Origin of the sequence: Polynucleobacter sp. AP-Melu-500A-A1, assembly GCF_018882125.1 — a bacterium.
Lineage (GTDB): Bacteria > Pseudomonadota > Gammaproteobacteria > Burkholderiales > Burkholderiaceae > Polynucleobacter.
This window is the reverse complement of sequence record NZ_JACVOZ010000003.1, coordinates 182,578-202,799: the sequence shown is the minus strand read 5'-3', so window position 1 is coordinate 202,799 and position 20,222 is coordinate 182,578. Positions and strand designations below refer to the sequence as shown.

At 44.1% G+C, this 20,222-nt stretch carries 21 protein-coding genes; 13 read left to right on the top strand and 8 right to left on the bottom strand.

Annotated elements, in window-relative coordinates; translation table 11 throughout:
- Both ICN38_RS07550 and ICN38_RS07545 read left to right on the top strand, forming a co-directional pair.
- Positions 1 to 1,518, top strand: a complete 1,518-nt coding sequence (locus tag ICN38_RS07550; protein ID WP_216256463.1) for a phytoene desaturase — start codon at positions 1 to 3, stop codon at positions 1,516 to 1,518.
- The gene (locus ICN38_RS07545) at positions 1,515 to 2,549 is read left to right on the top strand and encodes a phytoene/squalene synthase family protein (RefSeq protein ID WP_216256462.1); all 1,035 of its coding nucleotides are present in this window, start codon (positions 1,515 to 1,517) and stop codon (positions 2,547 to 2,549) included. The genes ICN38_RS07550 and ICN38_RS07545 overlap by 4 nt, the downstream gene beginning before the upstream one ends.
- Here ICN38_RS07545 and ICN38_RS07540 read toward each other — a convergent pair whose 3' ends face one another.
- The 5 genes from ICN38_RS07540 to ICN38_RS07520 all read right to left on the bottom strand — a co-directional run bounded on the left by ICN38_RS07540 (position 2,550) and on the right by ICN38_RS07520 (position 7,930).
- On the bottom strand, positions 2,550 to 3,263 hold the full coding sequence (locus ICN38_RS07540) for a carotenoid 1,2-hydratase (RefSeq protein ID WP_216862732.1): 714 nt from the start codon (positions 3,261 to 3,263) through the stop codon (positions 2,550 to 2,552). It abuts the gene before it with no gap.
- Between the two features lie 158 nt (positions 3,264 to 3,421).
- Positions 3,422 to 4,987, bottom strand: coding sequence for a 1-hydroxycarotenoid 3,4-desaturase CrtD (gene crtD / locus ICN38_RS07535; RefSeq protein ID WP_255562768.1), 1,566 nt, complete (start codon positions 4,985 to 4,987; stop codon positions 3,422 to 3,424).
- The gene (locus ICN38_RS07530; protein WP_216256460.1) at positions 4,980 to 5,666 is read right to left on the bottom strand and encodes a spheroidene monooxygenase; all 687 of its coding nucleotides are present in this window, start codon (positions 5,664 to 5,666) and stop codon (positions 4,980 to 4,982) included. Before ICN38_RS07530 ends, crtD begins: the two co-directional genes overlap by 8 nt.
- Before the next feature lie 10 nt (positions 5,667 to 5,676).
- Entirely contained in the window at positions 5,677 to 7,089 is a 1,413-nt protein-coding gene (gene ppsR, locus ICN38_RS07525; RefSeq protein ID WP_216256459.1) for a transcriptional regulator PpsR, read from the bottom strand.
- A gap of 1 nt (position 7,090) precedes the next feature.
- Positions 7,091 to 7,930, bottom strand: a complete 840-nt coding sequence (locus tag ICN38_RS07520) for a B12-binding domain-containing protein (RefSeq protein ID WP_216256458.1) — start codon at positions 7,928 to 7,930, stop codon at positions 7,091 to 7,093.
- 293 nt (positions 7,931 to 8,223) lie between these two features.
- On the opposite strand from ICN38_RS07520, the gene bchF reads away from it, so the two are divergent.
- Genes bchF through ICN38_RS07460 form a run of 11 tightly spaced genes read left to right on the top strand, consistent with a single transcriptional unit; the run spans position 8,224 to position 18,438 of the window.
- Positions 8,224 to 8,898 carry a 2-vinyl bacteriochlorophyllide hydratase gene (gene bchF / locus ICN38_RS07515; protein WP_255562767.1) on the top strand — a complete coding sequence of 225 codons (675 nt, stop codon included), beginning with the start codon at positions 8,224 to 8,226 and terminating at the stop codon, positions 8,896 to 8,898.
- A 17-nt stretch (positions 8,899 to 8,915) separates the two neighbouring features.
- Positions 8,916 to 9,641 (top strand): magnesium protoporphyrin IX methyltransferase, encoded by a 726-nt coding sequence (gene bchM / locus ICN38_RS07505; RefSeq protein ID WP_216256457.1) that lies wholly within the window; start codon positions 8,916 to 8,918, stop codon positions 9,639 to 9,641.
- Between the two features lie 8 nt (positions 9,642 to 9,649).
- The gene (locus ICN38_RS07500) at positions 9,650 to 11,092 is read left to right on the top strand and encodes a BCD family MFS transporter (RefSeq protein ID WP_216256456.1); all 1,443 of its coding nucleotides are present in this window, start codon (positions 9,650 to 9,652) and stop codon (positions 11,090 to 11,092) included.
- A gap of 56 nt (positions 11,093 to 11,148) precedes the next feature.
- Positions 11,149 to 11,919: a photosynthetic reaction center subunit H gene (puhA, locus tag ICN38_RS07495; RefSeq protein ID WP_216256455.1), complete on the top strand. Its 771-nt coding sequence runs from the start codon at positions 11,149 to 11,151 to the stop codon at positions 11,917 to 11,919.
- Positions 11,920 to 11,943: 24 nt separating this feature from the next.
- Positions 11,944 to 12,603 (top strand): photosynthetic complex putative assembly protein PuhB, encoded by a 660-nt coding sequence (puhB, locus tag ICN38_RS07490; RefSeq protein WP_216256454.1) that lies wholly within the window; start codon positions 11,944 to 11,946, stop codon positions 12,601 to 12,603.
- Between the two features lie 44 nt (positions 12,604 to 12,647).
- The gene (gene puhC, locus ICN38_RS07485) at positions 12,648 to 13,064 is read left to right on the top strand and encodes a photosynthetic complex assembly protein PuhC (protein ID WP_255562766.1); all 417 of its coding nucleotides are present in this window, start codon (positions 12,648 to 12,650) and stop codon (positions 13,062 to 13,064) included.
- A 19-nt stretch (positions 13,065 to 13,083) separates the two neighbouring features.
- Positions 13,084 to 14,178, top strand: coding sequence for a magnesium-protoporphyrin IX monomethyl ester (oxidative) cyclase (acsF, locus tag ICN38_RS07480; protein ID WP_255562765.1), 1,095 nt, complete (start codon positions 13,084 to 13,086; stop codon positions 14,176 to 14,178).
- Between the two features lie 4 nt (positions 14,179 to 14,182).
- Positions 14,183 to 14,935: a putative photosynthetic complex assembly protein PuhE gene (puhE, locus tag ICN38_RS07475; RefSeq protein WP_216256452.1), complete on the top strand. Its 753-nt coding sequence runs from the start codon at positions 14,183 to 14,185 to the stop codon at positions 14,933 to 14,935.
- Between the two features lie 11 nt (positions 14,936 to 14,946).
- Entirely contained in the window at positions 14,947 to 15,834 is an 888-nt protein-coding gene (chlG, locus tag ICN38_RS07470) for a chlorophyll synthase ChlG (protein ID WP_216256451.1), read from the top strand.
- Positions 15,835 to 15,845: 11 nt separating this feature from the next.
- Positions 15,846 to 17,198, top strand: coding sequence for a BCD family MFS transporter (locus ICN38_RS07465; RefSeq protein ID WP_216256450.1), 1,353 nt, complete (start codon positions 15,846 to 15,848; stop codon positions 17,196 to 17,198).
- Between the two features lie 37 nt (positions 17,199 to 17,235).
- Positions 17,236 to 18,438, top strand: a complete 1,203-nt coding sequence (locus tag ICN38_RS07460) for a geranylgeranyl diphosphate reductase (protein ID WP_216256449.1) — start codon at positions 17,236 to 17,238, stop codon at positions 18,436 to 18,438.
- A 193-nt stretch (positions 18,439 to 18,631) separates the two neighbouring features.
- Here the strand turns inward: ICN38_RS07460 and ICN38_RS07455 are convergent, their stop codons facing one another.
- Genes ICN38_RS07455 through ICN38_RS07445 form a run of 3 tightly spaced genes read right to left on the bottom strand, consistent with a single transcriptional unit; the run spans position 18,632 to position 20,197 of the window.
- Complete coding sequence (locus ICN38_RS07455) at positions 18,632 to 19,195, bottom strand: lipocalin family protein (RefSeq protein ID WP_216256448.1); 564 nt, start codon at positions 19,193 to 19,195, stop codon at positions 18,632 to 18,634.
- Between the two features lie 37 nt (positions 19,196 to 19,232).
- The gene (locus tag ICN38_RS07450) at positions 19,233 to 19,616 is read right to left on the bottom strand and encodes a hypothetical protein (protein WP_216256447.1); all 384 of its coding nucleotides are present in this window, start codon (positions 19,614 to 19,616) and stop codon (positions 19,233 to 19,235) included.
- Positions 19,613 to 20,197, bottom strand: a complete 585-nt coding sequence (locus ICN38_RS07445; protein WP_216256446.1) for an NnrU family protein — start codon at positions 20,195 to 20,197, stop codon at positions 19,613 to 19,615. The genes ICN38_RS07450 and ICN38_RS07445 overlap by 4 nt, the downstream gene beginning before the upstream one ends.
- Positions 20,198 to 20,222: the final 25 nt, after the last annotated feature.

Genomic DNA, 20,222 nt, shown 5'->3' with positions numbered 1-20,222 from the left:
ATGCTAAAAAAAGCTGACTTTAAGGAAAATGAAGCATCTACTGCCATTGTGATTGGAAGTGGATTTGGCGGCTTAGCTGCTGCCATTCGTTTATCTTGCAAAGGCTACAAGGTCATTGTTCTCGAAAAACTGGATGCCCCCGGTGGTAGGGCATACGTTCATCATCGCGATGGTTATACCTTTGATGCTGGACCTACCATTATTACTGCACCATTCCTACTCGAGGAATTATGGGAACTATGTGGCAAGAAGATGTCAGATGATGTTGATCTGCGCCCAATGGATCCTTTTTATCGGATCCGTTTTGATGACGGCACTCACTTTGATTACACGGGTGACCCCGCCAGAATGCGTGCTGAAGTTGCTAAGTTTTCACCGGAAGATTTACCAGGTTATGAGCGATTTTTAGCTGAAGCAGAAAAATGCTACAAACTTGGATTTCAGGAGTTAAGTTCGACTGCATTTGACTCGCTTGGTGATTTGCTGCGCGCAATTCCGTCAATGATGAAGATGCGGGCTTGGGAAAGTATCTACCAATTGGTTGCGCGTCATTTAAAGAACGACAAAATTCGTCAAGTGATGAGTTTTCATCCGCTCTTAATTGGAGGCAATCCTTTTTCAGTTACGGCGGTGTATGCACTTATCAACTCCCTAGAGCGACGCCATGGAGTGCACTCTGCTATGGGTGGTACAGGCTCTTTAATTAAAGGCTTATCAGGTTTGTTGGCTAGTAGAGGGGTGGAGATTCGCCTGAACTCTGAAGTGAAGCATATAGAAGTAGTTGATGGTAAAACTCAGGGCGTAACTCTTGCTAGCGGCGAATTTATTCCATCCGATATTGTGGTCTCTAATGCAGATGCAGCTTGGACTTATAAAAAACTCATCGCACCAGAACATCGCAAAGTGTGGACCGATGCCAAGGTCGATAAAGGTAAATACTCTATGAGTCTTTTTGTTTGGTACTTCGGCACAGATAATCAATATCCTGACGTTCCACACCATATGATCTTGTTGGGTAAGCGCTACAAAGAGTTATTAACAGATATTTTTAAGAAGCATGTATTGGCAGATGACTTTAGCCTGTATTTACATAGGCCTACCGCTACTGATCCATCGTTAGCACCTGCTGGAGGTGATGCATTTTATGTATTAGCACCAGTGCCGAATTTAGCCAGTGGCACCGACTGGGCCAAAGAAGCTGAGCCCTATCGCCAAGCAATTGCTAAGTACTTGGATGAAAGTGTTTTACCTGGCTTTGAAAAGCATCTTAAAACTTCCTTTGTCATGACTCCTCAAGATTTTCAGGATCGTCTCTTATCAGTCAAAGGCGCCGCCTTTGGTTTTGAGCCACTCTTGCTACAAAGCGCTTGGTTTAGACCGCACAACCGTAGCGAAGATATTCAGGGGCTTTACATGGTTGGTGCCGGCACTCACCCGGGTGCGGGTATCCCCGGTGTTTTATCTTCAGCAAAAGCATTAATGTCTGTAGTAGCCGAACCTAAAAAAGTAACAGCATGAGTCAAAACATTAAAGATCTTCAAGAGTGTGTAGCAACCATGCGGGATGGATCAAAATCCTTCTTTGCCGCCTCGAGAATTTTGCCGCAAAGAGTGAGAGATCCAGCAACCGCACTCTATGCATTTTGTCGAATTACAGATGATGTGGCTGATGCAGTAGATGCAGAGCCCGATGCTATCCCTAAGTTGCGCGAGCGTCTTGATCGCATCTACCAAGGCATCCCAGACGATATCGCTGCTGATCGTGCTTTATCGATTGTAGTTAAAGAATTTGATTTACCCATTAGCCTACCCCTAGCTTTAATTGAAGGTTATGAGTGGGATACCCAGTTTAGAACTTACGATAGCTTAGAAGATCTACTAGATTACTGCGCGCGTGTTGCCGGCACTGTTGGAGCGATGATGTGCGTCATTATGGATCGTCGAGAGCCCGAGACTTTGGCAAGAGCCTGTGAGCTGGGTCTTGCAATGCAACTAACCAATATTGCACGCGACGTTGGCGAAGATGCAGCTAACGGACGAATTTATTTACCACTGAATTGGTTAAGAGAAGCAGGCTTAGATCCTCAAGCCTGGCTGAGCAAGCCCGAGTTCAATGATCAAATTGCTAGCGTAATCGCTCGCCTCTTAAAGCATGCTGATGTTTTATATTCTCGTGCTGAGAACGGTATTTCTGATTTGCCATGGGATTGCCGTCCCGCCATTCAGGCAGCTCGGCTGATTTATGCTGAGATTGGTCGACAAGTAGAAAAGCTTAATTTGGATTCTGTTTCGACAAGAGCTTATGTGCCTTCTAAAAGAAAAATTGTTCTTCTGGCAGAAGCTTTTACAGCGATCTCTAAAATATTTTCTAGACAGCTTAAAGTGGATGCCGATAAAGCAATAAAATATTTAGTGGATGCGGTCATTGAAGTGCCTCACGAAAAACGCTTTGATGGAACAGCCCATGATCGTTTGCTATGGTTTGTTGATCTCATGGAGAGACAAGAGAAACGTCGTAATCCACGCAAGAGCGGTAGGGCATTGCAGTAGCTACCAAGTAATACGCGGCATTCTCCAAGGTAGCATCAATTGAGTCGAAGCTAAGGTAAGCTTTGGTACGCTCAATGTCTCATGAAACGAGAGAACCTTTTCTCCTAATAATTCAGAATTCAAAACAGAGCGCGTATAAAAAGGCGTGTTTTCTAAGACCTGAACCACTTCTAAGCCCTCAGAGCTTTGATTGCGCATATGTCCTTTAATCCCCCAGATGGTTTTTGGAAGGGCTTGTCTTGGAGGAGCTTCGAAATGATCAATCGTGCCATTAGGATTGAAGGTCAGTGCTAAGATTTTTTCTTGAGCATTCTTTTCTCGCACATCATAAATAACTGAAGTTCTGCCACCACTCATCTCCGCTCTAGACCAATCCCATTCATGAAAGGATTGGCTGATAGGCTCGTCACCTTCATTGGAGTCTAAATAGGCATTGCCTTCCCACTGCAAGTTGGGAGAATTTAAGTTGACCTTGACGCGAGCTGATGGAGCAAGAGGCCCCCAGCGGTGTTTGCCAGCTGCATCTAAGGGCGTACTAAAGTTGAAGAGAGTGTTTGGATAAAGCTCAACCGTACCTGAAACCTTTTGCCCAAAGGGGACGGCACGCTCTTCAATTTGGACGATTAACTTATTGCCATCCCATCGAAGATTGCTAGGGCCGATCGAAAGTTCAGTAGAGCTCCGGGAGACTTGCTTTTCACCACGCTCTGTCATAGCCCAGCGATTTTTACCTTTGCTATAAATAGCAACATTCAGCGAGCAATGATTTTCAGGGTTAACAGAAACTCCGCCTCTTCTAGCCCATGCATAGTAAGGAGAAAATACACTGCCAACAAACGCGATTAAGACAATGCCATGTTGACCATCATCACTTAGAGCGTCGATGTACCACCAGAGATAAGCGTTCTTCCCGACAGCTTGGTCAAACCGAGGTGTCCCATCAGGGTTGCGGCCGCCATGCGTCCCGATAGCGCTGCCATTGGAACTCCCGGCCCCGGATGCACGCTGCCCCCCGCCAGTAGTAGACCCGGAATCGGGCTCTGTGCTGAAGCTCGCCCAAAAGTTTCCATCCAGCCATGATTGGCTTGGCCGTAAAGGGCTCCCCCCGTTGCCGGAAAGAGCTGGTTGAAAATGGCGGGTGTCGTACGGTGACATATTGCACTGTCCAAATCGATATTCAAACCACATTGTTGCAGAAGACCAAAGGTTTCGTGTTCGCATTTGTCGATTTCCTGGGCATTAAATTCAGATTGATCACCTGTTGCTGGAGCATTCACTAGACATAGCAGTCTTTGTTGTCCTGAGAATGATTGATGAACGTCACCTTGATCTTGGGCGCAGACATAGACAGTAGGTTTACGAGGGAGGCGACCCCTATTAAAGATATCGTCAAACTCAGCTTGGTAGTCTTGATTAAAGAAAACATTGTGTCGCAGCAAAGGAAAGTCGGCTGCTGTTGCATTCATTGACCAAGTCATTGCAGAAAGAGATCTCTTCGCGGGTGAAGGCGGACTCATCTTTTCATTAAATGCTTTAATTCCCTCTGCATTGAGTAGGCCATTATGGAGTGCAGCAAGATCGCCATTGAAAACAACATGCTCTCCATAGAGGAGACTTCCATCTGTTAATCGAACACCGCTGACCTTGCCATGCTTAAGTAGAATTTCTTCGCAAGTCTTCCCAGTCATCAATTGCACACCTTTATCTTGTGCTAACTTGCGAATGGCACTAACGAGGCTAAACATACCACCTTCAATCGCCCATACTCCTTGGGTTTCAACATCAGCAATAAGCATGAGGGTAGCAGGTGCTTGAAAGGGTGAAGAGCCACAATAGGTTGCGTAACGACCAAACAATTGGCGCAATCTAGGGTCATGGAAGTAATTGCCTAATGATTTCCAGAGCGTATTGAATAAGCCAATGTCATATAAGACCTTAGATCCAGCAATTCCTAAGTCGGCAATCATGCCTCCAAAGTTTGGCTTCGCCGAAAGCATGTAAGGCTTTTCAAGTGCTTTATAAAGTCTGCGACATTGATCGGTAAATTGTAAAAAACGCTTTGCTTCACTCGGAGAAGAAAATTCTGAAATGGCTTGAGCGGATTGTTCGACATCGGAGAATAAATCGAGCCTCTCATCCTTACTCCAAGCATGTCTAGCAAGAATTTGTAATTTCTTTAGCCTCAACTCTGACTCTAAGGAGGTACCAGCTTTTTCGAAGAGGGCGTCAAAAACCCAACGCATTGTGAAGACTGTTGGACCTGAATCAATAGGCGATGGCTTTAGCGGATCAATTGAGCAATCGATTTGTCGAATCTTACCGCCAACTTGGGATTCTTTTTCAATCAGAATGACTTCAACCCCAGAGGATGCAAGATCAAGTGCGCAAGTTAATCCAGCAATGCCGCCACCAATAATAATGACAGGTGATTTAGCCAAGAGTGCGACCTTTCCAGCTACCTTGGGCATCAAAGGGTAGGTAGCGAGAGAACATAGATTCAGAAAAATAATGGCCACTTAAGGAAGCGCTAATGGCACGCTGGTGCGCTCCTTGCCTAGCATACTGATCCATTGCTGACTGAGATTCCCAGATCGTAAAGGTAGCCTGGCGAAAAAAAGGCGCCTCACCAACACCGGCAGCAATAATACAACCCGACGATTGTTGCAGAGACACTTCAGCTGCCGGTTGCTTGCGCCAAAAGGGTAGGCAATATAAGGGCTTAATCGATGCTCTTGTAATGGAAACAATTGGGCCTGATTGTGGTGCTTGCGTTGTAATTTGTGGAACAAATCCTGACCACTGACCCTTTAACGAATACGCTTTCAGTTTTACAGAAAAGAAATCTTTTGCATGCTCTTTGTACCATCGTATGAGTTTGGAGGACTGGCAAAATGCATCAAGACTTGGGCCATCCTGAAAAACGCAAAAGAGGGCTTGATGGGTTCCGCTTGGGTGAATGGAGAACCCCCCATTTTTTCCTGAGCCCATATGCTTATAAAACTCAAGCCCTGGCGTCGACCACAGCCATAGCCTTGCAAACATGAGCCTTAAGATACCACTGATTTTTGCTGATGACTGGATATCTACAAGAACCATCAGTGCAACTTGACTGCTCATCACTGACTTTCTAATCAATATCCTTATTGAGATCTACCAAACCATATTTTCTAAGTTTGATGTACAGACTTTGTCTGGAAAGACCCAAAATTTCTGAGGCAGAAACACGATTATCTTGAGTCAGGTCTAAAGCAGCCTTGATGCAGAGCTGCTCAATTAAGTCGGTTGTTTCAGCGAGGATATCTTTCAAAGGTACTTTTCCAACGAGCATCGACAATTCTTGAGAGCTTCGCACAAGTTTTTTATCGATGCGTGCACCTTTGTTTTGTCTCGAATCTACTTGGCGGAAGATCATGCCAATACAGGGGCGTGGTTGTGCTACGGATACAGCAGAAATATCGACTAACTTAATACTTCTAGTTGCGTTAGTTATCGAAGAGACGCAAGATTGTGAGCTAGCCTTACCTTTTAAGGATTGCATCATTTGATCAAAATCTGCTATCTCTGGCCCTAAATAATTTCTGATATTGGTGCCAATCAAGTCTTGTTCACCCCTGGTGGCGCTTAATTTATTGAAGGCTTTATTCGCCTTCAGAATGAGACCCTCTGGAGTGCAAACGACAAAACCATAGGCGTTATTTTCAATAGCCTTTACGGTTAAGGAGTCAGCATCTAATAGACTAGATGCTTTCGCTAAGTCCAATGGCTTCAGATTCAGTAGTAAGTAGGAAATCCCGCTGTTGATAAAGGAGGTTGCGCTGATTTGAGTAGCTTCACCATTGCTCAATAATGTTTTTAGGATACTAGTCTCATCTGTATCTTGAACACTTTTCAGAAAATTTGCAGCCTTACTGAGCTCACTAGCAGGGAAGAGGGATAGAAGCGATTTTCCAATGCAATTATTTTTGGCAAGAAGCAGTTGCTTAATAGCATTTCTATTCATCTCAATGATCGGATATGCATCATCTGCTTTGACGATGACAATAGACTCCGTGCCAATTTCAAAAATAGATCGAAATCGTTCCTCTAACTGGCTTATTTGTAGATAATTTTGACTAATCTCTTTTTGAGCCGAAACTAAATTTTGCTGCAGGCGAGAGACCTCTGTGATGTCTCTGCCAATAACGATAATCTTTTTATTCGACGATGTTTTGATGGAGGCACACATCATTGGCAGTGCTATATCTCTGTCATTGCCAACCATATTGATTTGTCTAAATTTAGAGATGGTATCTTGGCTAGCATCGTCTAGCAAGCTCTGCACTTTTTTTCTACTATCGGGCTCTACTACTTCTGACCATTTCTTCCCAATCAGATCGTCTGAAATTTGTTTAGATAAATTTTTATTATCAGAATAGATATTTTGTATCGACCCCAAGTCATCTAAAACAAAGGAGATATCAGCCGATGCTCGCGCTATCTGACTGAGCTCTTTCCCGCTTAATTCAGCAAAGAGTTTGTCTGGGTGATGTGAGATAGGCATCTTAATTTAAGGCAGCTTTTTGAGCCATTAAGTCTGATACTTTTTTAATAGCCTCTTCTGCTGTGAGTGAGCAGATATCTGCAGAGCATTCTTGAACGAGCTCTGGTTTGAAATCGAATAACGGGCCGCCTGCCATCGTCAGTATCCCCTTGTTTTTTGAAACCTTTTTTACTTCATTGAGCAATGTTTCCATAGTACCCCATTGATCCTCACATGAGATAGAAATTGCCAATAAATCAAAGCTTTGTAGGCTAATTCGATCCTTGAGATCGGCGCTGGTTGATTCAATTTCAACCGTCGTATTCCAGCCATTCAATTTAAAAAACTCACTCATGATGAGGATGCCAAGGGTGTGTTGCGATCCTGGGACATTAATCAGTAGGGCATTTCCCTGGAAATCAGAGAGTTTGCCTTGACTCATAAAGGCAGGACTTAATTGATGGATCAGGTTTTGGGCTCGACCTAGAGCCAAAGTCACCTCTGTAAAACTATTTTCATCGTTTTCCCAGAGCTGCTGCAAGCGCCTAGTTGAGGCGGGAATTAGATTCATATAGAGCGATACAAGACTGTGGCCCGATTTTTGCATTTGATCTATAAAAGTGAAGCAGTCCGCTATGGGGCCATCTAGCAAAGTCTGGCAAAAATCGACTATTTCTTTCTGTTTTACCTCGATATTGCTACTTTGGCTATCAGCTAGGTGATTGGCTGATTCCGCCTTATGCCCCATCAATAAGCGGGGGATAATTTCTGACTCTATGGTTTTATTAAGCCACAGCATCATTTCTGCGCTATCCAATTCTCCTAAGCTAGATTGGAATGTTTTTTTCAGCGAGTCCGACAAAGCCAATCTCCTAATGGTGCGGCAATCGATGCAAATTATGGGTGCTTAATACGGACTAAAAAATGCTGCACCGCAAAAAATAAATCACCTTTTTCCCTTAAAAAAAGGGCTAATTGCTTACAAACCTATTTGGCATTCTTTTTGCATAAATTGCCATAGGGAAACCACTAGTTTAGGGTTACCCCGAGGGGTATATTTTACTAAATAACGTAAACTTTGATTGACACTTTTAGACTTTAAAAGTGCAGCAGACATTGTTTTAATGATGTTTTAGAAAGTTCAGCAGACTGTGCATGGAAAAAACATATAGGCCACTTTACACCCCAGAAGAAAGGGTGAGAAGAGATGCAACTAAATGGACTCTAGTTCAGGGAATTTTAGCGCCTATTCAGTTTGTTGTTTTCCTGATTAGTCTCTACCTAGTCCTGCGTTTTTTATTCACAGGCGAGGGAGAGCATGCTGCAAATATTTCAGTTGTAGTTAAAACATTAACGCTCTACACAATCATGATTACTGGTTGTATTTGGGAGAAAGTGGTTTTTAACTGCTATTTGTTTGCACCGGCATTTTTCTGGGAAGATGTCTTTAGTATGCTGGTTTTATTGCTTCATACCTTATACCTAATTGCGCTGGGAACTGGGTACTTAGAGCAAACTCAGCTGATGTTATTGGCTTTGGCAGCATATGCTACTTATGTAATCAATGCTGGCCAATTTATCTGGAAACTTCGGATGGCTCGCTTAGATCAAGAAAAGAAAACACGCGAGTCTATGCTTGGCAGCAAGGCTATTCAAATACAAGCCGCACAAGCTATAAGCCTTATGAGTTCTAGAGCAAGCTTATCAGGCTTAAGTAGTGAAGAATCAGAAGAGTTGCATCGCAATCTTATACAAGGAACGCAATTTTTTGGGTTCATCGCTGTGATAGCTCATCTGCTGGCTTATATCTATTCCCCATGGTTGAAATAATTTAAGGCGATGATCTGATGCTTGAAAATTCATACACTCAAAAGCGCAGTCAGCTGCAAGAGTATTTCGATCGCACTGCAGTAGATGCTTGGGCTAAGCTCACGTCCACGGCTAAGGTAAGCGGTATTCGTGCCAAGGTTCGTGCTGGGCGGGAAGAAATGCGCCACTTATTACTTAGTTATTTGCCTAGAGATTTGTCTGGCCATCGTGTTTTGGATGCTGGCTGTGGCACAGGTGTCTTGGCAGCCGATTTGGCAAGGCGCGGTGCTCATGTGGTTGCAATTGATTTATCACCAACTTTAGTTGATTTGGCTCGCGAGAGAATTGGTCAAGATGTTGGCTCTGGATCCATTGAGTTTCGCTCTGGTGATATGTTAGATCCAGCCCTGGGTGAGTTTGATCATGTGGTTTGTATGGACTCAATGATCCACTATCACCATTTGGATATTGCTGATGCTATGGCCAATCTCGCTGATCGTACCAAGGCGAATATTGCCTTTACTTTTGCCCCTAACAATGCAGCGCTTAGTACATTGTTGACGATTGGCAGTCTATTTCCAAGAAGTGATCGCTCCCCATTTATTCAACCTATTTCGATCGACTCTCTTACGAGAACTTTTAGCAAGCATGATGGACTAGCGGATTGGGCGCCAGTAAGCACTCAAAAAGTACAACGTGCTTTTTATTTTTCACAAGCTATGCGCTTAAGCAAAAAGCGGTCTGATCAAAATAAAGCTCTATAGAAATGAAAATGTTTACTCTGACCTGGCGCGGTAAAGCCTTATTTGAAAATTGGAAGAGAGTTAGTCCAAGGTTTTTGCCATTTGCCGATATTGCCACTAAAGAGTTACCGCTAAGTCGCCTCTTAAGGCTATCGTTATTTCAGGTATCTGTTGGAATGGCGATGGTCATGTTGATTGGCACCCTCAATCGCGTCATGATTATTGAGCTCCAAGTCAGCGCTGCGCTAGTTTCGATTATGGTTGCCTTGCCTCTACTGTTTGCGCCTTTTAGAGCATTAGTTGGATTTAAGAGCGATAGTCACAAGTCTTTTCTTGGTTGGCGCAGAGTTCCCTATATATGGATTGGATCTTGGTTGCAATTCGGCGGCTTCGCAATCATGCCCTTCGCGCTTATTTTGCTATCTGGTGATACCACTTGGCCTGCTTGGTTTGCACAAGGCGCCACAGGCCTTGCTTTTTTATTGGTAGGCGCAGGTATGCAGACAACACAAACTGCTGGCCTGGCTTTAGCGTCCGACCTAGCCCAACCTCAGGCCAGACCTAGAGTAGTCGCGCTAATGTATATGATGCTTTTGGTTGGTATGGCGGTGAGTAGCGCGATATTTGGCTATTTGCTCATTGATATCACACCAATTCTCTTGATTCGTGTTGTCCAGGGTGTTGCAGCAACCACATTAGTTCTAAATTTAATTGCGGCCTGGAAGCAAGAGCCTCGCCAACCTCATTTAACTGCGCACTCTATTCAAAGTCCAAGCTTTAAAGATACTTGGGCTAGTTTTTCGCAGCAAGGCAAAGTAGTGCGTTTTTTGGTGGCCTTAGGTTTGGGTACGGCAGCATTTAGCATGCAAGACATTATTTTGGAGCCATATGGCGCTGAAGTATTGGGACTATCGGTAAGTGCTACTACAGTATTAACTAGTCTTACTTCTTTAGGCGCCCTAGTTGCTTTTGGTCTCGCAGCACGTTACTTAAATCGATCTATTGATCCATACCGTCTTGCCTCAATTGGCGCTTTGTTTGGTATTTTGGCGTTTAGTTGCGTCATTTTTTCAGAGCCCTTGATGTCGCCCTCATTATTTCGTTGCGGCGCATTTTTAATTGGCTTTGGAGGCGGACTATTTTCTGTTAGCACTTTAACTGCTGCCATGAGCTTTGAATCAGGTGGAATGAATGGCTTGGTCTTAGGTGCTTGGGGTGCAGTACACGCCACCGCTTCTGGTATAGCAATTGCCGCTGGCGGAGTGATACGCGATGTTATTTCCAGTCTTGCAACCAGTGGCTTTTTGGGTGATGGTTTGATTTCAACTGCTACGGGATATAGTTTTGTGTATCACATTGAATTTTATTTGTTGTTTGCTACATTGATTGCAATTGGTCCTTTGGTTCTGATGAATAAGGAAGCTGTGGTGAATGTTTCTAAGAAGTTTGGTTTAGATGAGTTACCAAGTTAGGTAGTGACAAAGTATGTTTTATCTCAATAAGCATTATTGTTAAAAGGGAGAGCAAGATGGCAACCGGAGCAATTACAGAGTACGTGGATGTTGCGCAATTAGTTCTATATGCGTTTTGGGTATTTTTTGCGGCCCTCGTTTATTACCTTACTGTAGAAAGTAAGCGCGAAGGCTTTCCGCTAGAGTATGACGTTCGTGGTGAGACCAGGCGAGCGGCGGGAATTGCTGGTATGCCAGCTCCGAAGACTTTCCATACAGAATTTTGGGGAGATGTGACTGTTCCTAAAGATGAGCCACTTGAATCAGTGGCCGCACGACCTTCAAGCTATCTCAATGGCGCCCCTTTAGTGCCAACTGGCAATCCAATGCTAGATGGAGTTGGACCTGGCGCATTTACGAAACGTGCAGATATTCCTGATATGACCGCTGAGGGTCAAAAACGCATTCTGCCAGGCCGTTTACTTGTTCAATTTAGTGTCGCCAAGCAAGACAAAACTCCGGTTGGTATGCAAGTGATTGGCGATGATGGTGTGATTGCCGGTACCGTAAAAGAGCTTTGGATTGATCAGGCTGAGGTCGTGATTCGTTATTTTGAAATTGAGACCTTGCCAGAGTTTGGCGGGAGAAGAGTGTTACTGCCGATCAATTTTTCTAGAATTGGCAAAGACTTTATCAAGGTGGAATCCATTCTTGGTAATCAATTTGCTTTGGTACCAGGCTTAAAGAGTCAGGATCAAATCACGCTGCTGGAAGAAGAGAAGATTATGGCTTACTACGGCGGCGGAACTCTATATGCAACCCCTGAGCGCCAAGAACCCCTCATTTAAATCCCGATAAATTGAAAGTATTTTGTGAATCAAAAACCATATGAATCAGCAGAGCATGAGTTCGAGGCAGCCTTAGGCTTGCCCGAACCTTTGCCTGCTGGCGAAAAGATTCTTTGGCAAGGCGCTCCTAGATGGACTGCTATGGCTAAACATGTATTTCATATGCAATGGCTTGCAGTTTATTTTGCAGTGATTGTGGTTTTACAGTTTTTTTCAGTAGCGGGTAGCGAAGGTGGACTGGCTGCCGGTTGGAGTAGTGTTGCTCTTGCGATCTTCTTAGCGCTTATTGGTCTATTGCTTGTAGGTTTATTAGCTTACTGGTCAGCAACGACCGCCATGTATACCTTAACAAATCGTCGCATTGTGATGAGGGTGGGCATTGTTCTTACTGTTACCTTTAATTTACCTTATACAACCCTCAGAAGCGCTGATCTAAAGTTGTATAAAGACGGCACTGGTGACATTCCAATGCAAATTGCCACTAAAGATAAGATTGCATTCTTTCATTTGTGGCCTCATGTGCGGCCTTGGCGTTTGGCAAATCCAGAGCCAATGATCCGTTGCATTCCAGATGCAGAGAAGGTAGCAGTGCTACTTACAGAATCATGGAAGGCATCAACAGGCTTAAGCAAGGTAGAGTCTCAAGCAATTCAAGTTGAAGCAGCAGGAGTACAGACGGCATGAGCGCTCTAGAAAGAAAAGATTTCTTTTCCCCTATCGCGAAAATGATGATCGCTGCAGTAATCATCATTGTTTTGCTGCTAGTTTTTATTAATAGTCGTGACCTGAGTAAGGTACGGGAGCCTGACGCATTGCCAACGCAAGTTTTACAACTGCGTTTTGAGGATCGTCCTGATGGTTCAATTGCAGTAATTGATTACAAGTCTGGTAAGCAAATTGATTCTGTCCAGGGTGAGGCTGGTTTTGTAAGAGGCACTTTGCGTGGTCTTGCGCAAGAAAGAAAACGTCGGGGCTTAGATGGCGGACCACCATTTGAGTTAATTTATCGTGCGGATGGCCGCTTAACATTATCAGATACCGCAACTGGGCGTCTGGTTGATTTGGAGTCTTTTGGCCCAACAAACGCGGGAACTTTTTTTAGATTATTTAATGCGTCAAATTTAGTGTCAGTCAGTAAGTCATAAATATTTATTGGAGTTGCAAATGAATTTAGATAGCGCAGAAAGCATGTTGCAAAGTCAGATCCCTGCGAAGGGCTCTATTAATGAATCCACGAAGATGGCATTGGAAGATGCGGTATTAAGTCCACGTTTTTATACGACCAATTTTAAAGAGATGGATCGCATCAGTATTGATTCCTTGCGTCCAGAGTGGGATGCATTGATGGCAGAGTATGAGGGTGATAATAATGCTGATCACTTCCAGCGGCCTGCAGATATGGATAAGGATTATTCCAATCTTCATCCAGCCTTATATGACGAGTTCGTTGATTTCTTAATCAGCTCGATAACCTCTGAGTTTTCTGGTTGTATTTTATATGCTGAGATTAAGCGCAAGGTTAGCAACCCCGATATGCGTATGCTGTTTGGATATATGGCAAGAGATGAAAGTCGCCATGCTGGCTTTATTAACCAGTGGCTCAAGGACTTCAATATTGGTATTGATTTAGGATTTTTAGCTAAAGCTAAGAAATACACTTACTTTAAGCCTAAGTTTATTTTTTATGCTACTTATCTCTCAGAGAAGATTGGTTACGCCCGTTACATCACGATCTTTAGAGAACTCGAGAGTCGCCCTGAAGTCCGTTTTCATCCAATCTTTTTATGGTTTGAACGTTGGTGTAATGATGAGTTCCGCCATGGCGAATCTTTCGCACTGATCATGCGGGCTAATCCGAAGTTGCTTCAGGGGGTGAATAAATTATGGATTCGCTTCTTCATTCTTGCGGTATATGCCACGATGTATGTTCGTGACCATACCCGTATTGAGCTATATAAGGCTATGAAGATTTCTCCAACAGACTATGACAAGAAGGTGCTGTTCATTACAAATGAAATTATTAAGCAGGTATTCCCAATTTCTGTGAATTTAGATGATCCACGCTTCTATCGCTATCTCGAGGAGATGAGAGCGCTGTTTGAAAAGATGGATCTTTACAAGAAAGAGGGCGGCTTAATCAATAAGGTAAAGACATCTATCTTAGGCGCTCGCGCTGGTTTGGTGTTCTTAAAACTGTACTTTATCCCAGTACAAGATAACACCTTGCCCGCTAACGTTCGCATGGCTCCAACCTGGTAAGTTTATGAGTATTGTTTGGCCTATCCTCTACGCGATTTTTATATGGTGGTTTAGCACTGGGATCATCCTATTGCTAAATCAGCGCAATCCTTCAACCTATAAAAATACCTTTTGGGTAAGTGGCATGGTTTTGGCTTTAGCTTTGGTTGGGCTGAAAACTAGCGCTAACTTGAGTACTGTAGCCGGTGCTTATTGTGGCTTTACCTGCGCTATTCTGGTTTGGGGTTGGCAAGAAATTGGCTTCTTATTTGGGTATGTAACCGGCCCACGTCGAGAGCCGTGCCCAGCAGATTGCCGAGGCTTGAAAAAGATGTACTTCGCATTTCAAACTGTTCAACATCATGAGATTGCACTAATCGTGTTGGCGCTGGCTGTCACTTTGATGACTTGGGGTGGCTCGAATCAAACAGGATTCTGGACTTTCATCATCCTTTGGTTAATGCGTCAAAGCGCTAAGCTCAATGTCTTCTTGGGTGTTGCAAATCTCAATGAACGCTTTCTGCCTAATCATCTCAAGTACATCTTTACCTATTTCACTTGCAAGCCAATGAATCCTTTACTACCGTTATCAGTGATCGGTGGCATTCTCTGCGCAATTCCTTTATGGCAAGCAGCAGCCCATCCTAGTGCAAGTGACTTTCAGGTTGCTTCTATGTCATTGACTGGGGCTATTTTGTCATTAGCAGTCTTGGAGCATATTTTGATGGTGGTGCCTTTCTCTAGCGAGCGCCTTTGGAAGTGGGGAATGCGATCATAAATACACTGACAGTGCGCCGCTTCCCAGCGCCATCCGCTATTCTTGAATTACTGAAGCCTATTACTTGGTTTCCTCCAATGTGGGCTTTTGCCTGCGGTGTCATTGCTACTGGTGTTTCCTTCGAAGGACGTTGGCACGTATTAATCGCTGGTGTCATTCTTGCTGGCCCGATGGTATGTGCTGCTAGTCAAGCAGTCAACGATTGGTTTGATCGCGAGGTTGATGCAATTAATGAGCCGCAACGTCCGATTCCTTCTGGACGCATGCCTGGAACTTGGGGTCTTTATGTTGCTTTTATTTGGACTGGTCTATCACTTTTACTAGGATGGTTGATAAGTCCGTGGGCATTCGCAGCGACTTTACTGGGATTATTGCTGGCTTGGCTATACAGCATGCCGCCTCTTCGCTTTAAGCAAAATGGTTGGTACGGTAATGCCGCATGCGGAATTTCATATGAAGGATTGGCTTGGTTTACAGGCTCTGCCGTAATGATGGGAGACCTACTGCCGTCCACTCCATCCATCCTGCTTGCTATTTTGTATAGCATAGGTGCGCACGGCATTATGACCTTAAATGATTTCAAAGCAATTGAAGGTGATCGTCAAATGGGCGTACTCTCTTTGCCAGTTCAACTCGGTATCGCAGGCGCAGCCCAGAATGCGTGCTTGATGATGTTAGCGCCTCAGTTTGGCGTTTTTGGTCTCTTATTAATATGGGGTGCTTATTGGCAGGCTGGCGTTATTGCGTTGCTGATAGCAGGGCAAATCGTGATGATGCGTCACTTCTTGCTTGACCCGGTCAAGCGTGCATTATTTCTCAGTGGTTTTGGAGTGCCATTGTTTGTCGCTGGGATGATGGTTAGTGCGTTTGCAGTAGCAGGACGTTTCTCGGTAAATTAAATAATCTGTCTATGAGCGCTTCCAATACTACTTACCTCACTTGGCCTCAAATCGCTCGGCTAGGTTTAGTCCAGGCATCTTTGGGCTCGATCGTGGTGCTGACTACCTCGCTCTTAAATCGTGTGATGGTGGTTGAGTTAGCTTTGCCAGCAATCTTACCTGGGGCATTGGTGGCACTTCATTATTTTATTCAGCTAATACGCCCACGAATGGGTTTTGGTTCCGATCAAACTCGCAGAGCAAGCCCATGGATTCGTGGGGGAATTTTGGTATTAGCAAGCGGGGGTGTATTGGCTGCCGCTTCTACAGTTCTTTTAAGTAGCTCCCTTGGCCTAGGTATTGCACTGGCAACCGTTGCCTTTTTAATGATTGGCATTGGTGTTAGCTCTAGCGGCACAGCATTACTCGTGCTTCTAGCAAAACGAGTAGAGCCTAAAAAGAAGGCAGCAGCAGCGACTTGTGTTTGGTTGATGATGATTTTTGGGTTTGCTTTTACGGCAAGCGTTAGTGGAAAATTTCTCACACCATTTTCATTTGAACGTCTTTTAATGGTTTCATCTACGGTATCTGTAATTGCAGTCGTGGTGACATTCTTGGCAATCTGGGGAATGGAATCGCCTGTTGCCAAAACTAGGATGTTGACGCCCAACGTGGATGAAGTTGAGTTAGAAACTCCAAGCAATGTTACTTTTCGTGAAGCCTTTGCTGAGGTCTGGAAAGAAAGTAGGGTACGTTCGTTTACCTGGTTTGTTTTTGTGTCCATGTTGGCTTATAGCTCTCAAGATTTGATCTTAGAACCTTTTGCTGCAGTTGCATTTGGTTTCACTCCTGCTGAAACAACTACTTTGTCCGGTTTGCAAAACGGTGGTGTATTAGTCGGCATGTTAGTTTTAGCTTTTGTGACCAGTAAGGCTAAATCCCAGACCCTAACGTCACTTAGCAATTGGACTATAGGCGGCTGTCTAGCTTCAGCCCTGGCAATGCTTGGCCTTGTTTTATCTGGCCCCATTGCAAATGTCATTTTCTTTAAGGTAGCCGTTTTCTTATTGGGCATATTTAATGGCGCATTTTCCATCGCTGCTATCGGATCGATGATGCAATTTGCCAGCGTCGGTAGTGCACGGCGAGAGGGAGTCCGAATGGGGATTTGGGGAGCATCGCAAGCGATGGCCTTTGGTTTGGGTGGAATTATTGGAACAGGTTTAAGCGATATCGCGAGGATTATTTTGGGTGATCCAGCTTCTGCCTATGCTTTTGTCTTTTTCTTAGAAGGTGTTTTATTTGTTGTGGCTGCGTACCTGTCTTACCAGACTCGTTCGCAAAAACAAACAAACAATATGTCGAGTCATTTAGTGGGTGTATAGCAAATCAATCAATTAACTGAATATGATGGAGATGAAAATGAGTGCCCTAGAAACTTTTGATGTCGTTGTTGTTGGCGGTGGACCAACTGGAGCTACAGCTGCAAGTGATCTTGCAAAGAAAGGTCGAAAAGTACTCTTGTTGGATCGTATGGGCCGAATTAAGCCCTGCGGTGGTGCCATACCTCCACGCCTAATCAAGGATTTTGAAATACCTGATGAGCTCTTAGTAGCCAAAGCCAATTGCGCCAGAATGATTGCGCCGTCAGATAAGGCGGTAGATATGCATATCGAGGGCGGCTTTGTAGGGATGGTTGATCGCGATAAGTTTGATGAATTTTTGCGCGTCCGTGCCGCTAATGATGGTGCTGAAAGAAGAACTGGCATCTTTGAAAAACTCACTAGGGATCAAGATGGAGTCTCCGTTATTCACTATGTTGTGCGTGGCAAGCATGGTGCGCCTGACGAAACTGTGTCCGTTCGTGCGAGGGCAGTGATTGGTGCCGATGGGGCTAAATCTGGTGTTGGGCGCCAGGCTATTCCAGGTGCTAAAGATGTGGAATATGTCTTTGCCTATCACGAGATCGTCAAAGTCCCTGAAAACCCACCGGCCGGCTTTGATGGTTCACGCTGTGATGTTTTTTATCAGGGCGCATTATCTCCAGACTTTTATGGCTGGATTTTTCCTCATGGCACAACCATGAGTATCGGTACAGGTACAGCTGATAAAGGCTTTTCTTTGAGAGGTGCAGTTAGTGCTCTCAAAAAACAAACTGGCCTAGAGAATGCTGAAATGCTGAGGCATGAAGGCGCACCGCTGCCAATGAAGCCATTGAAGAAGTGGGATAACGGCAGAGACGTTGTTTTGGCTGGCGATGCTGCTGGAGTGGTAGCTCCGGCTTCCGGCGAAGGAATTTATTACGGCATGTATGGTGGCAGAGTAGCTGCAGAAGCGGTGGAAGAGCTACTTGTGACTGGCAACGGCAAGGTCTTGGCAAAGGCCCGTAAACGCTTTATGAAAGAACACGGCACCGTATTTTTGGTACTCGGAATCATGCAGCGTTTTTGGTACAACAACGATAAACGACGTGAGCGCTTTGTCAAGATGTGTGAAGATAAAGATGTTCAGCGCTTAACCTTTGAATCGTATATGAATAAGAAACTCGTTCGCCGTGACCCTATGGCGCACTTTAAGATTTTCTTAAAAGATACCGCCCATTTATTAGGTTTTGCGAAGGTATAAAAAGTAGAAGTATTAGAAGCAGTAATTTGTCAGCAGTTTTTAATCAGCTTTAACTACTGAAGGGAAGTGGAATCATGAGAGATAACAGCGCAACAAGCTTAAGAAATAAAACTGGAAAAATGTATTTATTAGGGATCGTAGCCTTTTCTGGGTTGATTATCGGTATTACCTTTATTAAATTCTTATTCTCAGTTTAATTTTGTGGTGTGAGGCTTAGTTTTTCTAAGCTAAAGCCATTGTCGTTTACTAGGCGGCCTAAAAGCGCTTGGTAACGATTTTGATCAACTGACTTGGTGCGTGAGAGTATCCAGAGATATTCTCTTCTAGGATCGCTCACAGCTGCCAGTTGGTATTCTGGGTCAATATCAATTACCCAGTAGTCTCCCCAGACCAAAGGCAGGAATCCGAGCCAAGCTGGTGCAAAACGAACCTCTAGCTTAGGTGAGGTGGAGTCACCAATTTGCCTTGCTGTCCCCAGGGCCTCCCCTTTTTCATTGTTTTCAAATGTGCAGCGATTGGTGACGCTGACATTGCCATCTTCTTTGATCTTGTAGGTGGCATTGGTATCAGCAATACATTTTCTTTGAAACCAATTCGGAAACTTCGCTATCTCATACCAAGTACCCTGATAACGAGCAACATCCAATGAAGCAATAGTTTTAATGGGAGCTAATGTCTTTTGTTCTGTTTGAGCCATAGCCCAATTTTGTGAGCAACAAAAAACAAGTAAGCCAATAATGTAGTATTTTTTTCTCATGATGTATGCCTTAAGGATCTCATTAGGGGATATTAAGCTAGGATTTTTTCAGTTCAGTGATGCAGGTAGTACGTTGTTCATTGCCGCTTTTGAGTTGAGTCAACTCATTGCCCATCTTGTTAATTTTGAGTTGTCCAATTTGTGGGTCAAAGCGCATGATAATTTGATAAAAATCTTTTACCTCTAGTAGGTTTGCCTTCATTTCTTTACCATCATAGAGTAGGCTTGCATCAAGGGAGCCCTTGGTGATTAATATCTGAGCAGGGCTGCCGTTGAGATAGCATGACAATGTTTTACTCTGGCTATCAATAGCTTCTATTTTTGGTCCTTGAGCATCGCATCCGCACAAAACCACTGTCAATACAAGACTGATGAAGGCCGTCTTAGCCTTCATACAGGATGATTTTAAAAGAGTGCTCAAGAGAGTTGGGCTAGAGGAGAAACTCCAATAAGGTATTGGTGCAATCCAAATATGAAGACTACCCAGAGAATCACTCCAGAAACGATCGTAATCACCGTCGCTTTTGTGCTTACTTGAGCTTGTTCAGGGATATGAATAGGCCGCTTTCTGGCTGAACGAAAATCCAAAACAGCCCAAACCAAAAAGGCGCCAAAGAGGATGAGATCCACCAGGGTGCCATTGGATATCAAATGCGCAAGGGCCCATACTTTGACACCCAAAATCATTGGGTGCTTTAGCTTTAAGCGAATCGCGTTATTGGAAGGTGAACTTCCTGCCAAGAAAATAAAGGCAACTAGGTTAAGTACTAGGGCAATGTAGATGAGAGCAGCATTGGGTTGCCACAAAACTACTGTATTTTGCCTTGCCTGACCATAGCCAATCACCATAATGATGAATCCAATCAGGGAGATGATGGTGTACAAACCTTTCCACTTCACTTCGCCGATTCGATCAATCATTTGGTTGCGCCATGACTCTGCAAAAATGCGACAAGAGTGGCTACCAAGAAAAATAATAAGACCAATTAAAAATAAAGCCATTGAATACTCCAAGGGAAAGATATGT